The sequence below is a fragment of the Paenibacillus sp. LX16 genome (assembly GCF_036252815.1).
GTDB classification, from domain to species: Bacteria; Bacillota; Bacilli; order Paenibacillales; family Paenibacillaceae; genus Paenibacillus; species Paenibacillus polymyxa_B.
Genome location: NZ_CP141152.1, coordinates 3,834,064 through 3,848,566 on the forward strand (window position 1 = coordinate 3,834,064; position 14,503 = coordinate 3,848,566).

Here is a 14,503-nt window from a genome sequence, read left to right on the forward strand (position 1 = left end):
CTGTTATCCCTGATTCGTTTGGAATTTGAGTAGGAATCGGGGACAAAGGTGTATGCCTCGCTTCTACAGATTCAAATGCGTTGCTACGCTGACTACGTGCCTCATCCTCGCACGTTTTTACGGTAGAGAGAGTAATAATTAAAATGAAAGCCTCCAGTAATTATGCTGGAGGCTTCATTCTAAAAATGCACTATTTCTGCGCAAATACGGTATGTTAAAAAGGGTGTGTCATGATTCCCACAGGAATATGACACACCCTTTTTAATTCAATAAATACATTTGGATTAAAAGCTTTCATGCAAACAGGTCATTTACAAAAGTTAAATTGATACATTTTAAGGTGTTGCAGTGGGGAAAGTTTTCCGTAAGCCGGGTTCTGTGCTATTCGTGGTACAGACGGGAACTACCCTCCCACTACAAGCGACAATCATCTATCTAGGCCGAACATTGCTATCCAGCTCCAGCGACCAACCTAGACACGCCTCGGGCTAAGGCTGCTTCGCGAAGAAGCTGTGTCCCATTAGGTCTTGCTCCAGATGGGGTTTACCAGGAACGAAGTCACCAGCGTTCCTCGGGGTCTCTTACACCTCGGTTCCATCCTTGCCTGTGCCGCAAGCGGCCATCGGCGGTCCATTTCTGTGGCACTATCCTTCAACTCGCGCTGACTGGACGTTATCCAGCATCCTGCCCTATGGAGCCCGGACTTTCCTCTCGCGGCTTACGCCACCAGCGATTGTCTGTCAAACTTTCCGAACAACATTACATAGTATACAGGGAACGCGCGCATGATACAACCCTGAAAATATTGTAAAACGTATAGATCTCTGTTTACTTGCTCAAATAAAACGGATGTACCTTTCTCTGCAATGAATCATCCGCCACATAATAAGCAGACCTTCCCACGTATAGCGGGATAGAAAGCTTACTAAAATCAGGAACGTCCTCATCTAGGAACAGTTCATCATCTCGGTAGGTCTGCTGTATTTCACCGACGATCCAATCATGATCTCCATAGGTATGAATATCCACGACTTTACACTCATAAGCAAGATAAGCCTCCAGCAATATAGGCACATTGACTGAAATTCCATCTTCATATGCAATGCCAAACTGCTGAAACTTATCTACATCTTTACCACTAAAGGTACCTACAGCCTGAATCCATTCTGATCTGTGCGCAGGCAGAAACTGAATACCAAAGCCTCCGCTTTTCTCGATCAGTCCGTGAGAATATGTTTCCTTCCTCAATGAAATGCCATACATGCCCGGTGATGATCCGATATAGGTATGCCAGCCTGAGGCCATTACATTATTTTCCCCCTCATAGCGGGAAGTAACAACAGCGACCATGCCTGGATAGGCATGAATTGCAGAATCAGCTATCAGCGTCCGCATAGAACCTCTCCCTACGAAAAAAATAATAGAGCATCTTCATTTTCTCATAGATGTTGAGATTTTACAAAAATTGAAAAGGCTCGGTTTCTACCTGAGATACATGTACTTCCGTTGAATAACGACCTTCTGCCAAGCGTTTGCGCATCCATTCTGCGGTTTTAGGCTTCATAATCTTTTCAGCATTATGTCCAGGGTCAATAATAGCAATCCCCGCCATAAGGGCATCCTGAGCCGTGTGATAGTCAATATCCCCCGTCACTAATACGTCAGCCCCCTTAAAAAGCGACTTATTCACATAGCGGCTGCCTGAGCCCCCAAGCACGGCTGCCTTTTTGATCATACGGTCCAAGTCGCCCACCACACGTACATGCTCCACGTTGAGGCCATTTTTCACAACATCGACAAACTCCCGTAGCGTGCGAGTTTCCTTAAGCTTGCCCACCCGTCCCAAACCAAAGGAACGGCCCTGCAAATCCATGTGATACAGGTCATAAGCCACCTCTTCATAAGGGTGAGCCTTCAGCATCGCTTGAATGACTTTGTTGCGTACAGCCTGCGGTACAATGGTTTCAATACGAACCTCTTCGCTACGTTCCATTTTACCCGGTTCACCCAAAAACGGCTGGGTTCCCTCACCTGGTACGAAAGTTCCATAGCCATCAATGTTAAAGCTGCAATGGCTGTAGTTGCCAATATGCCCAGCTCCAGCCCCCAGTACAGCATCCAGTACCCGTTGATGATGTGTTTTGGGAACAAAAACAACAAGCTTGAATAATTGCTCAGTGTGAACATCCTCCAGCGTACCTTCACTTTGAATACCCAGTGCTTCTGCCATCCAGTCATTCATGCCGTCCTCAGCTGTATCCAGATTCGTATGACTGATGTAGACAGCAATATCATTCTTGATCAGCTTTTCATACAATCTGCCCGCAGGCTGATCCGTGTTCAAAGCTTTAAGTGGGCGGAATATAATCGCATGATGCGCAATAATGAGGTCAGCTTTTATGCGGATTGCCTCTTCGACAACCTCATCATTAACATCCAGGGCTACTAATATGCTTTTGATTTCCTTTTGCAGACTACCCAGCTGAAGCCCGATTCTATCGTCCGGAACTGCCAAGTATTTTGGAGCCAGCTGCTCCATGTAGCTAATTACTGTCTGTCCTTTGGCAAACATGCAAGTACCTCCTCTAGCTGTTCAATTTGCTTGCGCAATTGTTCCCGCTTATGCTGTGCGGATTCCTGATCTGACCGTGCCACTTGTGCCAGCACATCCTGAAGCTTGCGAATCTCCAATTTCCATTTATAAAAAAAGATTTCATTCGGTGCTTTAACCAATAGCGGTCCAAGTTGCATCAACAAATCCTGTGTCAGTACCAGCGAACTATCGGGAAGTTTCCATGGTTGATACAGCTCATCCTGTTTCAGTGGGCTTACCGAATCAGGTACTGCCGTCAGAATCTCATATATTTTTCCGTCTTCTTCCATAATATGTTCACTTGTTAGTACCCATTGATGTTCGATGAGCCATCGGCGTAAAATATCCTCGCCTACGTTAGGTTGTAGAACAAGTTGTTTTACTGAAATAAGCTTGTCTTTCCCTTGCTCTAGAATGGAAGCGATCAAGGCACCACCCATGCCGGCTATTGTAATAACATCAACTTCATTGGCCTTAATTACAGCCAAACCATCTCCCTTTCTAACCGCAATGCGATCAGTAAGACCTGCTTCGGCCACCTGCTTTTGAGCCGCACGCAACGGCCCATCGTTGACTTCACCTGCCACGGCTTGCGGTACTCTGCCACTACGCACTGCAGCCACAGGGAGTAGTCCATGATCCGAGCCAATATCCGCAAGTCTGCTCCCGGCAGGAATTTGTTCCATAATATATTGTAACCGTTGAGAAAGTTTCATGACGTCACCCACGTAATCCATTTTTTTCGAGTCCAAAATAAAATCCCTACAACAAATGCCAACTTCAGTATGCTGTAAAACACCACATTTCCCGCCGCTTGATGGCGCAGGATAATCGTGTCTGCTTCAGCCATGAATGCTAGTGTCATGCCTATAGCGAAATAAACCAAAGCGAGACGCGGAAAGCGGCGATGTACCCACCAGCTTAACCAGATCAACAATACTGCGTGTAAAATCCAAAATGCCTCAAGCATCACTAAAGTTGCTGTAGGCCAGTAGCGGCCTATAAGGACCGCGTACACCAAAAGCAGCCCAGCAAGACCACAGTAATGAAGTAAGCTGATCCGCAAAGTTAATCCCACAAGACACCATACCACACCGCATAGGCCTACGAGAAAAAGAAACCAAACCTTAGCTTCACCTTGATGGAGCTGAATGATCCACACACCCGAACCCAGCATAATCGCACTGCCTAAAGTGCTCAACATCGCACTCATACTCTTTTCGGAAGACCGCCAAAAAGCGGCTACTCCATAGCAAATTGTAGTAACTGCACTTGCCGAGAATATTTGCATTGCCAACGGAAAAGCGGTAAAATAAAAACCGATCAAACAAATGCAGGAAATAATGACAAAACCAAGAAGCCAGGCGATCCCATGCCCGTGTCTAAGATATGTAAGCAGCCCGGTGTTGTTACGGTTCTGGCTCTGCGACGAATCTTCGTCCTCCCGATACAGGTTAGACAAAAAATCGCAATATTGCTCAGGGAGCAGCCGACTTCGCCGCCAATGCTCAATTTCATGTAACAGTATTGCCCGTTTTTTCTCCTGGTCCAAGCTTCTTCCCCTCCACCAAGGCTGCCATGAGATAAAAAAAGACCTTCTGCGCGCTTCAAGCCGCAGAAGGTCCGCAATGTTACGCTTCTATTCGAGGAAATCCTTCAGTCGCTTACTGCGGCTTGGATGGCGCAACTTACGCAGCGCTTTGGCCTCAATCTGACGAATACGTTCACGTGTAACACCGAACACTTTACCCACTTCTTCAAGAGTTCTGGTTCTTCCGTCGTCCAAACCAAAGCGGAGACGCAAAACATTCTCTTCCCGTTCGGTCAACGTATCCAGTACATCTTCAAGCTGTTCCTTCAGAAGTTCATAGGCAGCCGCATCTGCAGGTGCCAATGCTTCCTGATCCTCAATGAAATCCCCCAGATGTGAGTCATCCTCTTCACCAATTGGTGTTTCCAATGAAACCGGTTCTTGGGCAATTTTCATAATCTCCCGTACTTTTTCCACGCTCAGCTCCATCTCGGCAGCCACTTCCTCCGGCGTAGGTTCGCGCCCCAGCTCTTGCAACAGTTGACGCGATACGCGAATCAGCTTGTTAATCGTTTCCACCATATGCACCGGAATACGGATCGTTCTCGCCTGATCGGCTATTGCGCGCGTAATGGCCTGACGAATCCACCAGGTTGCATACGTACTGAATTTAAAGCCTTTTTCGTAATCAAATTTTTCTACTGCCTTAATCAAACCCATATTACCTTCCTGAATCAGATCCAGGAAAAGCATTCCGCGACCAACATAACGTTTGGCAATACTTACAACCAGACGCAAGTTCGCTTCTGCCAACCGACGCTTAGCTTCTTCATCGCCGTTATTGATCCGTTTGGCAAGCTCCACCTCATCATCAGCAGAAAGCAACGGTACACGACCGATTTCCTTCAAGTACATCCGGACCGGGTCATTAATTTTAATACCGGGAGGCAGGCTCAGATCGTCATCGAAATTAAAATCATCCCCATCATTGTTTTCCGGGTCGTCATTTTGACGCAATCTGGTAACTTCTTCGTCGTTGTCATTCACAACTTCAATCCCCAAGTCACCCAGCTGCTCATAAAACTCATCCATTTGCTCGGGGTCCTGATCAAACGGCGACAGTTTTTCCATGATATCTTTGTAGTTCAGAGAAGAACTTTTTTTACCCAACTCAATCAGTTGATCTTTGACCTGATCCAGTGTTAGTTCCGTCTCCAGTTCAGTATGCTGATCATTCGCCATCTTTCGACTCCCTCCTCCCTAGAAACATCCGACCTCTGTGTGTTCATTGTCTCTCTAGGGCTATAATCTCACTTGCAATTTGTGCTGCACGCAAAAAGTCACCTAAGCGCTCAGCGGCTCTCATTTCTTCCCTTTTCAAATCCAGTTGCTCCTGCAATGGAAATTTTCGCACTTGATGAATATAATCATCCAAAATGTGCGGTGCCCATACGCCTGGAGCATCCATCATCATGATCGAACTTACGTTCTTCTCCAGCCGGTCGTCTTGCAAAGATGAAATAAAACGGCTTGTATCCGGTAACTTCCCTTGCGCGTAATAGGCATATAGATAAGCAGCAATTGCTGCATGATCCTCAATATTAAAGGCGTCGCCCAGATGCTTTTCTACATACTCTGCAGCTTCTAAATCCTGCATCATCCAGTGAAGCAGTCTGCGTTCAGCCACATGGTAAGCTGGCAACAGATTAGGTGTGGAGACCTGCCCTTTTTTATGCCTACCATTATTCCACCCATTTTCGTTATTATCCCCAAAGTTCTGTTTTTTTTGCAGGGATTGACGGAGTAAATTGCATTCTTGCTTCAAGGTTTCAAAATCCACCTTGACTTCGGATGATACTTCGCGCAGATACACTTCCCGCTCGGTCGGGGATGACAGAGGTGCAATGACATTTAATGCTTCGCGGGAATACGCGATTCTTCCTTCTTCCTCTTGCAGTATATGGTTTTTTTTCAGATATATAAGCTTAAATTTCACCGTTGAAACAGCACTTTCGATAATTTGGCGCTGGAATCGTTCGCCGCCGTATTGGCGGATAAAATCATCCGGGTCCATACCGTCACTGACCAGCGCTACTTTCACGTGAAGCCCCGCATTTTCCAACAGCGGAAAATTTTTAAGCGCAGCAGCTTGTCCTGCCCGGTCACCATCATAACAAATAATGACCTCGTCGCACAGTCCTTTTAACATCGTAGCATGGTGCTCCGTTAGAGCTGTGCCCATGGCGGCCACCCCATTTTGTACGCCAGCTTCCCATGCCGAGATAACATCACCATAGCCTTCAAAAAGAACACTTTGGCGAAGCTTGCGAATTGAGGTTTTAGCATGATGGAGATTGTACAGCGTTCGGCTCTTGTTGAATAGCTTGGTCTCCGGTGAATTCAAATACTTCGGCTGTCCCTCACCAAGTATACGGCCTGCAAAGGCAATAACTTTTCCGTTGCGATTCCAAATGGGAAACATGATACGATCTCTGAATCGATCCACATATCCATCACCCTCATGCCGGGGAGAAATAAGCCCTCCCTTTTCCATCTCCACGGGATCAAAAGAACGCTTCTCCAGAAACTGAACGATCGTATCCCATCGGTTGGGTGCATAGCCAATTTGAAATTGATCAATGATCTTGTCACTGAATCCCCGTGAGCGCAAGTATTCCATGGCTGGTTTGCCGTGCTCCGTATTTTTAAGTAAAAAATGGTACATCTTAGAAGTTAACTCATACGCTTGCAACAGCCTGTCCAACTCAGGATGCTGATGCGATGAATCACGTCCCTGCCATTCGCCGAGTGGGATATGACTTTCTTCTGCCATTGTCCTGACAGCTTCGGGAAAGGATAGTCCTTCGATTTCCATCATAAATTTGATGGCATTGCCTCCCGCGCCGCAGCCGTAGCAGTAAAAAATCTGACGATCCGGTGTCACGGTGAATGAAGGGGTTTTTTCGGAATGAAAAGGACAGAGGCCTTTCATATATTTCCCCTGCTTGGTCAAATGCACGTACTTGCTTACCGTATCTACAATATCATGATGTTGTAAAACCGACTCAATGATATCGTCCGGTATGTTACCTTGTCCGGCACTCATATTAACCACCTTCATCTCTTTAGCACGTAAATATAATTCGATACCGTTACTCATTCTCCTGCAAGCGAAGTAAAAGTTTTGTCAGTTTATGTTGAAAAACTTCACGATCCTCTAATGTAAACGGTTTAGGACCTTTTCCATAACGTCCTTTTTTCCGTTCTTTGGCAGAAGTATGGCGTCGGTCAAGCATGAAATCTATCGAATCGTTTCGATACATAGCTCCGCGAAAAGACATCACTTCACAACCTTTTGCCAAGGCAAGTGCAGCAAGACCATAATCATTGGTGGTTACAATATCCCCGCGGCGGATATGATTGGCAATATAGAGATCGGCACTTTGGTCGCTTCGGTCTACTTTAACGACGCTTACGCCTTTGCTGCCCTGAATGAGATGATCATATGAAGATACCATAATAACCTCAATATGAAAACGGGAAGCTATCTCCGCAATTTCACTTTTAACAGGACAAGCGTCCCCGTCAACAACGATCCGCACATCCAGTAAAGTTCCGGTTCCCTCCAAGAGCATCCCCCATCTCCATCTGCATTCGAGTAAAATACGGAACGGCTGCAAGATTACTCTTACACCGTTCCGTATATTTATACCCATTTTTTCAAGTTGTTCATACTACCACAACTGACGTTTAAACTACAAGCTTGGAAAAATCGGCAAAACGCTTCAGTTCTGAGTCAATAGCAGCCAGCAATGCCAAACGATTATTACGAACAGCATCATCCTCAGCCATAACCATAACGGAATCAAAGAACGCCGTCACCGCAGGGGTAATGGATGAAGCAAGCGCTAACGCTCGTGTCGCATCACCTTCCTGTAAAGCTACGCTATAAGATTCATAAGCGCTATACCATGCTTCGTAAAGCGTTTTTTCTCCTTGCTCCGTAAACTCACTCGTATTAACTGACTTATGAACTGCTTTAGCAGCCAAATTACCTACACGATTAAAGGACTCAACTGTTGCTTTGAATACCTCACCTGTTTGTACGGCCGTCATTAATGCAGTTCCGCGGTTAACAACGGAAGCAACGTCGTCATATCCAGCTGCAAGCACAGCATCCACAACGTCATATCGAAGGGTCTCAGACAATAGTTTCTTGACGCGTAATCCGAAAAACTCATGTAATTCTTTACGTATTTCATCCGCGGAACGTTTCATATTTCCAAGGTTGCCGTGCACATCGAGCGCGATATTGAACACATCAGACAACGTAGCCGAAAGCTTACGATCCAACAAGATCTGCACAATACCTGCTGCCTGGCGACGAAGCGCGTAAGGATCCTGTGAACCTGTTGGAATAATACCTATCGAGAAGCAGCCTGTAATGGTATCTATCTTGTCTGCGATACTTACAATCGCTCCAGCATTCGTTGAAGGAACCGTTTCTCCTGCATAACGCGGTTGGTAATGCTCAAACACCGCTCTCGCCACTTCTTCCTTCTCTCCAGCCTTACGAGCATAATCCTCACCCATCACACCTTGCAGTTCAGGGAACTCATATACCATTTGTGTTACCAGGTCAAATTTACAAATATCCGCTGCTCGACTAACCGATTCCTGTGTATCTGGGGAAACGCGAAGCTTCTCTGCCAGAGCATCAGCAATACGGCGAATCCGGCGCACTTTGTCTCCAACCGTTCCCAGCTCTTCGTGGAAAACGATACTTTCCAGTTTGGAAAGTGCATCTTTAATTTCCAGCTTCTGATCTTCTTCATAAAAGAATTTGGCATCAGACAGCCGCGCACGCAATACTTTTTCATTCCCTTTAGCAATGACTTCCAGCGATTGACTTCCTCCGTTACGTACCGTAACAAAGTATGGCAGTAGCCCTCCTGTGCGATCCAGCACTGGGAAATAGCGTTGATGTTCACGCATGGAAGTAATGAGTACATCCTTCGGAATGTTCAGGAACGCAGGATCAAAACCTCCGAACAGTACTGTTGGGGTTTCCACCAAATACAGCACTTCTTCCAGCAAATCATCCTTGACCGCAATCGTCCAATCTTTTTCGGCTGCCAACGCTTCAATTTGCTTTACAATAAGCGTTTGACGTTCCTCAATGTCCACAATGACATGCTGCTTGCGAAGTACTTCAACATAGTCAGCTGGACTTTCTACAACGGCATCCTGTCCCAGGAAACGATGCCCTCTTGTCACATTTCCTGACTGTACGCCGGCAATCTCCAAATTAACAATATCGTTACCAAACAAGGCAATCAACCAGCGGATCGGACGAACAAATTTAAAGTCATAACTTGCCCAGCGCATGAATTTAGGGAATGTCATCGCATGTAAAATGTGCAATAAACCTTCGGACAGAACTTCCGCTGTTGGTACACCTATGCTGCTCTTAGTTGCGTAAATATATTCCACGCCTCCAAGCTCCTTGAACGTGAACTGTTCAGGATCAACACCTTGGCTACGAGCAAAGCCTAGTGCAGCCTTGCTCCAGTTACCAGCTTCGTCGAGTGCGATTTTGCGGGAAGGACCTTTAACTTCTTCGTTAATATCTTCTTGCTTCTCCGCTACTTCCTTGACAAGTACCGCCAAACGGCGAGGTGTAGCATAAGCCTCTACAGCACCATAAGCAATACGCGAGCTGTCAAGCCACGCCGTCATACGCTGCTTCAACTGCTGAATCGCATTCGGGATAAAACGTGCAGGGACTTCTTCCAATCCGATCTCAAACAATAAATCCTTAGACATTTGCCGCACCTCCTTTCTTCAACAGCGGGAAGCCCAGCTTCTCGCGCTCCTCCAGATAGGTCGCAGCCACCTGACGCGCCAAATTACGCACTCGTATAATAAACCCAGTCCGTTCCGTCACACTGATCGCTCCGCGAGCGTCCAGCAAGTTGAACGCATGAGAACATTTCAGCACATAATCATAGGCTGGAAATACAAGATGCTGCGCCATCGCTTTATTTGCCTCTTCTTCGTACATATTGAAAAGAGTAAAGAGCATTTTGACGTCAGATACTTCGAACGTATACTTGGAATGCTCAAATTCAGGCTGGTGAAAGACATCACCGTACGTGATTCCATTGACCCACTCCAAATCGAACACATTCTCCTTGTCCTGGATGTAGGAAGCAAGACGCTCCATACCATACGTGATTTCTACCGCAACCGGACTGGCATCAATACCGCCCACTTGCTGGAAATAGGTGAATTGAGTGATTTCCATACCGTCCAGCCATACTTCCCAACCTAAGCCCCACGCTCCCAACGTCGGTGCTTCCCAGTTGTCTTCAACGAAACGAATATCATGCTCCAGAGGGTCAATGCCCAAACGGCTCAAACTCTCCAAATACAATTCCTGAATGTTATCCGGTGAAGGCTTCAAAACTACTTGGAACTGATGATGCTGATACAGGCGATTCGGGTTCTCACCATAACGTCCGTCTGACGGACGACGAGAAGGCTCAACATAAGCTACATTCCACGGCTCAGGTCCGATCGAACGTAAATACGTCATTGGGTTCATCGTGCCTGCCCCTTTTTCCGTGTCATACGGCTGTACAATAATACAGTTGTGTTCAGCCCAAAATTGTTGCAGCGTTAAAATCATCTGCTGAAAATTCATTGGTACACGCTCCCTTTCCACTTCCCTCAAATGTTGGTGATTTCTTCTCATTAAGCTCGTATGTACAGGGCTATTTTATCCCAAAAGCCTTGCTAGAGACAGCAAAAAGCCCCCGCCTCTACGCCTGTACAGACGTAGGGACGAGAGCTGACTCCCGCGGTTCCACCCTACTTGATTGCGATCCTACATCACCCATCAGATCGTAATCCTCTTTTCCGTGTCCATTCAGACGCTCCCGAGTGCCTTGTTCACGAAGAATTCCCGCTGGGCTTACACCGTCCCCAACTCGCTAATTACAGAGAATACATCCCGCTACTTTCTCGTTCAATGCATCTGCTCCCGAAGGAGATATATAGTAGGATATTACACGTTTTCAGCAACACAGTCAAGAGAATAGGGCGTTTCACATATCGTACTTGTCGAGCTGATCCAAGAAATTGCGGGATTTCAGCTTGACCTCCAACTGCATATCCATGAACTGACGCATGACATGTTTGATCTCCAGCTTGGTGGAGTCCTTCACGTCAATGTTGCCGAGCCGATTCAAATCCATTCTGGCGAACAAGCGCAGCAACTTCAATGTACGTGGAGTCACGCTCAATGCCGCTGGATCAAAATGCTTGTAGCTCCGACACAAAACTCCGCCTAGTCTCGGACTGACAAACATATCTTCATCAGCACATTGTTGACCACTTGAAATACATGCATCAAGCTGAGGAGCATATCCGGCCGCCTGCAATATTTTAAATTCATAAATACTCATGACGATCAGCGGATCTTTGCCACTCTCCAGCGCCTCCAAACATGCTTTTAGCTGCTTAAACCAGAACGCACCTGTTTCCTCATCCTGTAACACCCGATCGAGTAATTCACAAGCATAAGAAGCGTAAGCAGCCTTAGTAATATCCTCGCGTAATGTATGGTGGGATTGGATGATTTCACCGGCATTCAACGTGCCTAAGCCTGTGTTTCGAAAAAAAACGAATTCACCGTACGTAAACGGCTGCGTTAAAGCAGCGTGACGGCTTTTGGACTTTTTTGCACCTCTGACCAGCACGCCTGCTTTGCCTCCGCTTTCGGTGCAAAGCGTAATAATTTTGTTCCCCTCACCGTAATCCATGCTGCGGATGACGATTCCTTCCACCCTGTAAAGCATGCCTCTTCCCCCAAACATTCGCGAAGAAGCCAGTGGCTTGTACTATTCACGGGCTTCTTCATGCTCGTCCGACTCTCCCTCATCCGTGTCTTGCTCCCTTGTCACTGCGCTCTCCCGATATAACAGATACGCACCGACATCTCCAGTCATCGCAAAATACTTCCACGAAAAATCTCGCAATCGTATTCATCCTTTCTTCGGAAATGACGTTTGCATCTCAAAAATAGGATGATGCGAAGAGGGGGGAAGTATGCGATGAAATAAATGGATTGCTTTAAAAAAGGCAGCTATATGTAGATTGGAATGCCGCTTCGCAAATGATTTGATCTTACGATCGCTGTTACCCTCGAATTTATTTGAATGTAAAACATACATAAGGGTTAAATTCGAGGGTAAAGGCGAACGCTATCGCTTCTTCAGATTCAAATCCTTCGCTCCGCTACATCGTGCATACAAGGCCTTTTTAAAACACACCTATTTCATCGCTGGAAGAAAAGGATAAAAAGAGCAAGAAGTTAAGCGCCGCACATACGCGGCGCTTTAAATGATCAGGAGACTATTACTATCTCAGCCAAGAGATCGGGACGGCTTTTTTATGATGCTTACTACAACTATACATATTTATTTAATATCAATTTTTTTAGCCTCAATAAACCTTGAACTAAAGTGACGTAGAATCGAGTTCTGTTTTTAAGCGTCGCGATGGAAGCCAAGGTCACGAAGGACGCGTTCCTGGTTGCGCCAGTCTTTTTTTACCTTAACCCAAAGCTCCAGGAAAATTTTGGAGCCTAGCAGGTTTTGGATGTCCTGACGGGCTTGTTTGCCCACTTCTTTGAGCATGGCTCCCTGTTTGCCGATAATGATCCCCTTCTGGGAGTCACGCTCTACAAAAATAACAGCCATAATATGCACTACACCATTATCCTGCACTTTCATGTCTTCAATCATAACCGCAATAGAATGGGGTACTTCCTCACGTGTCATATGCAGAATTTTTTCCCGAACCAGCTCCGCAATGACAAACTGTTCTGGATGGTCGGTAATTTGATCATCCGGATAATATTGCGGACCTTCTGGCAAGTATTTTTGCACCTGCTCCAGCAGGGTGTTTACATTGTTGCCCATTTTGGCCGAGATCGGTACGATTTCAGCAAAGTCGTACAACTTGCGATACTGCTCAATCAGGGGTAACAACGCTTCCGGCTCAATGCGATCAATTTTATTCAGCACCAAGATAACTGGCGTTTTTACTTGTTTAAGCTGTTCCGCAATAAAACGGTCGCCACCGCCTAGACCTTCAGCAGCGTCAATAAGAAAAAGTACCGCTTCTACTTCACCCAACGTATTAAAAGCAGTCTGATTCATGTAATCACCCAATTTTGACTGGCGCTTATGAATCCCGGGTGTATCCAAAAATACAATTTGTGTGTCCTCTGTAGTAAATACGCCATGAATTTTGTTGCGTGTAGTTTGCGGCTTGTCTGACATAATGGCGATCTTCTGCCCAATGACATGGTTCATCAGTGTTGATTTTCCAACATTTGGTCTGCCAACAATTGCGACAAAGCCTGATTTAAAGTGTTTCTTAGCCATTTCATTTCCTCCAGCGCGATTAAGCACCTATTTTATTTTGGTTTTTCTATTAAAACAGCGAACTAATTAACGTCAACATAGGCCTATAAAACACAAATATACCAATAATTACAGCAAAAACCGCTGCCAGGAGCACGGCTCCGGCGGCGGTGTCTTTAGCCGCTTTGGCCAGCGGATGAATATCAGGTGAGATGAGATCCACCGCTGCTTCAACAGCGGTGTTGAACAGTTCGGCTACAATGACTATAACGATAGCCACGCAGACGAATAACCAGTCGAGCCGGGAGATGTGCAGAGTTAAGCCTGCTACAATGACAAGGAGCGCCACGACCACATGTATCCGCATATTTACTTGCGTACGCAGAGCATACATCACGCCTTCTGCCGCATAGCGAAAGGTCATTCTCCAAGGCTGACGTCTCATTACCTTGTCAGCCCCGCTTGAGCCAGTACAGCTTCCTGTTTGCCCATCATTTCAGCTTCACTCACATCATCCTGATGATCATAGCCTAACAGATGCAGAAAGCCGTGAACAAACAAAAAACCGATTTCACGCTCAATCGAATGTCCGTATTCTTCGCTCTGAGCTTGCGCTGTCTGTACAGAGATTATAATATCCCCCAGAACATCCGGTACATCATTCAATGAATTTTCTTCATTCGGTTCGTAAATAATTTCAAGCTCTTCATCCAGTGTCTCCTTCATAGCAAAAGACAACACATCGGTGGGACGATCAATTCCCCGATAGTCCCTGTTCAACTCATGAATTTGCTCATCATTAACGAAGGTAAGGGCTACTTCACCGTCTGTGACTCCTTCCACTCTGCCTGCCTCCTCTAATAAGTTGTTCAGCAGCGTAATTAAAGATTCGTTAATTACCATATCATTTTGTTCATTATTCCAAGCTAATTGAAGGCCCATGCC

Annotated in this window: 14 protein-coding genes and 1 other RNA gene; all 15 read right to left on the reverse strand. The window is 46.1% G+C overall.

Annotated features, from left to right (window positions below; translation table 11 throughout):
- Nucleotides 1-350 precede the first annotated feature (350 nt).
- Nucleotides 351-749, reverse strand: an RNA gene (gene rnpB, locus T3H97_RS17075) — RNase P RNA component class A.
- A gap of 79 nt (nucleotides 750-828) precedes the next feature.
- Nucleotides 829-1,395 carry a flavin reductase family protein gene (locus T3H97_RS17080; protein ID WP_328800354.1) on the reverse strand — a complete coding sequence of 189 codons (567 nt, stop codon included), beginning with the start codon at nucleotides 1,393-1,395 and terminating at the stop codon, nucleotides 829-831.
- Between the two features lie 61 nt (nucleotides 1,396-1,456).
- On the reverse strand, nucleotides 1,457-2,572 hold the full coding sequence (locus T3H97_RS17085) for a Nif3-like dinuclear metal center hexameric protein (protein WP_103049622.1): 1,116 nt from the start codon (nucleotides 2,570-2,572) through the stop codon (nucleotides 1,457-1,459).
- A complete protein-coding gene (locus T3H97_RS17090; protein ID WP_134904179.1) occupies nucleotides 2,548-3,309 on the reverse strand; it encodes a tRNA (adenine(22)-N(1))-methyltransferase in 762 nt (253 codons plus the stop codon). Before T3H97_RS17090 ends, T3H97_RS17085 begins: the two co-directional genes overlap by 25 nt.
- Nucleotides 3,306-4,145 carry a hypothetical protein gene (locus T3H97_RS17095; protein WP_328800355.1) on the reverse strand — a complete coding sequence of 280 codons (840 nt, stop codon included), beginning with the start codon at nucleotides 4,143-4,145 and terminating at the stop codon, nucleotides 3,306-3,308. Before T3H97_RS17095 ends, T3H97_RS17090 begins: the two co-directional genes overlap by 4 nt.
- 87 nt (nucleotides 4,146-4,232) lie before the next feature.
- Nucleotides 4,233-5,366 (reverse strand): RNA polymerase sigma factor RpoD, encoded by a 1,134-nt coding sequence (gene rpoD, locus T3H97_RS17100; protein ID WP_007431230.1) that lies wholly within the window; start codon nucleotides 5,364-5,366, stop codon nucleotides 4,233-4,235.
- 43 nt (nucleotides 5,367-5,409) lie between these two features.
- Nucleotides 5,410-7,284 carry a DNA primase gene (gene dnaG, locus T3H97_RS17105; protein WP_180984627.1) on the reverse strand — a complete coding sequence of 625 codons (1,875 nt, stop codon included), beginning with the start codon at nucleotides 7,282-7,284 and terminating at the stop codon, nucleotides 5,410-5,412.
- Nucleotides 7,277-7,759: a YaiI/YqxD family protein gene (locus T3H97_RS17110; protein WP_250245269.1), complete on the reverse strand. Its 483-nt coding sequence runs from the start codon at nucleotides 7,757-7,759 to the stop codon at nucleotides 7,277-7,279. The genes dnaG and T3H97_RS17110 overlap by 8 nt, the downstream gene beginning before the upstream one ends.
- Nucleotides 7,760-7,874: 115 nt before the next feature.
- A complete protein-coding gene (gene glyS, locus T3H97_RS17115) occupies nucleotides 7,875-9,950 on the reverse strand; it encodes a glycine--tRNA ligase subunit beta (protein WP_328800356.1) in 2,076 nt (691 codons plus the stop codon).
- Nucleotides 9,943-10,830, reverse strand: coding sequence for a glycine--tRNA ligase subunit alpha (glyQ, locus tag T3H97_RS17120; RefSeq protein WP_029517789.1), 888 nt, complete (start codon nucleotides 10,828-10,830; stop codon nucleotides 9,943-9,945). Before glyQ ends, glyS begins: the two co-directional genes overlap by 8 nt.
- A 403-nt stretch (nucleotides 10,831-11,233) precedes the next feature.
- Nucleotides 11,234-11,986: a DNA repair protein RecO gene (gene recO, locus T3H97_RS17125; protein ID WP_013311133.1), complete on the reverse strand. Its 753-nt coding sequence runs from the start codon at nucleotides 11,984-11,986 to the stop codon at nucleotides 11,234-11,236.
- Nucleotides 11,987-12,028: 42 nt separating this feature from the next.
- Nucleotides 12,029-12,166 carry a YqzL family protein gene (locus tag T3H97_RS17130; RefSeq protein ID WP_013372137.1) on the reverse strand — a complete coding sequence of 46 codons (138 nt, stop codon included), beginning with the start codon at nucleotides 12,164-12,166 and terminating at the stop codon, nucleotides 12,029-12,031.
- A 510-nt stretch (nucleotides 12,167-12,676) separates the two neighbouring features.
- Nucleotides 12,677-13,579, reverse strand: a complete 903-nt coding sequence (gene era / locus T3H97_RS17135) for a GTPase Era (RefSeq protein ID WP_029517791.1) — start codon at nucleotides 13,577-13,579, stop codon at nucleotides 12,677-12,679.
- A gap of 49 nt (nucleotides 13,580-13,628) precedes the next feature.
- Complete coding sequence (locus T3H97_RS17140) at nucleotides 13,629-14,003, reverse strand: diacylglycerol kinase family protein (RefSeq protein WP_328800357.1); 375 nt, start codon at nucleotides 14,001-14,003, stop codon at nucleotides 13,629-13,631.
- Nucleotides 14,003-14,500, reverse strand: coding sequence for an rRNA maturation RNase YbeY (gene ybeY / locus T3H97_RS17145; RefSeq protein WP_328800358.1), 498 nt, complete (start codon nucleotides 14,498-14,500; stop codon nucleotides 14,003-14,005). Before ybeY ends, T3H97_RS17140 begins: the two co-directional genes overlap by 1 nt.
- Between the last annotated feature and the right edge of the window lie 3 nt (nucleotides 14,501-14,503).

Coding starts and splice junctions, on each gene's coding strand:
- T3H97_RS17080 (WP_328800354.1), bottom strand. CDS start 1,395: ATGCGGACGCTGATAGCTGATTCTGCAATTCATGCCTATCCAGGCATG.
- T3H97_RS17085 (WP_103049622.1), bottom strand. CDS start 2,572: ATGTTTGCCAAAGGACAGACAGTAATTAGCTACATGGAGCAGCTGGCT.
- T3H97_RS17090 (WP_134904179.1), bottom strand. CDS start 3,309: ATGAAACTTTCTCAACGGTTACAATATATTATGGAACAAATTCCTGCC.
- rpoD (WP_007431230.1), bottom strand. CDS start 5,366: ATGGCGAATGATCAGCATACTGAACTGGAGACGGAACTAACACTGGAT.
- dnaG (WP_180984627.1), bottom strand. CDS start 7,284: ATGAGTAACGGTATCGAATTATATTTACGTGCTAAAGAGATGAAGGTG.
- T3H97_RS17110 (WP_250245269.1), bottom strand. CDS start 7,759: ATGCTCTTGGAGGGAACCGGAACTTTACTGGATGTGCGGATCGTTGTT.
- glyS (WP_328800356.1), bottom strand. CDS start 9,950: ATGTCTAAGGATTTATTGTTTGAGATCGGATTGGAAGAAGTCCCTGCA.
- glyQ (WP_029517789.1), bottom strand. CDS start 10,830: ATGAATTTTCAGCAGATGATTTTAACGCTGCAACAATTTTGGGCTGAA.
- recO (WP_013311133.1), bottom strand. CDS start 11,986: ATGCTTTACAGGGTGGAAGGAATCGTCATCCGCAGCATGGATTACGGT.
- era (WP_029517791.1), bottom strand. CDS start 13,579: ATGGCTAAGAAACACTTTAAATCAGGCTTTGTCGCAATTGTTGGCAGA.
- T3H97_RS17140 (WP_328800357.1), bottom strand. CDS start 14,003: ATGAGACGTCAGCCTTGGAGAATGACCTTTCGCTATGCGGCAGAAGGC.
- ybeY (WP_328800358.1), bottom strand. CDS start 14,500: ATGGGCCTTCAATTAGCTTGGAATAATGAACAAAATGATATGGTAATT.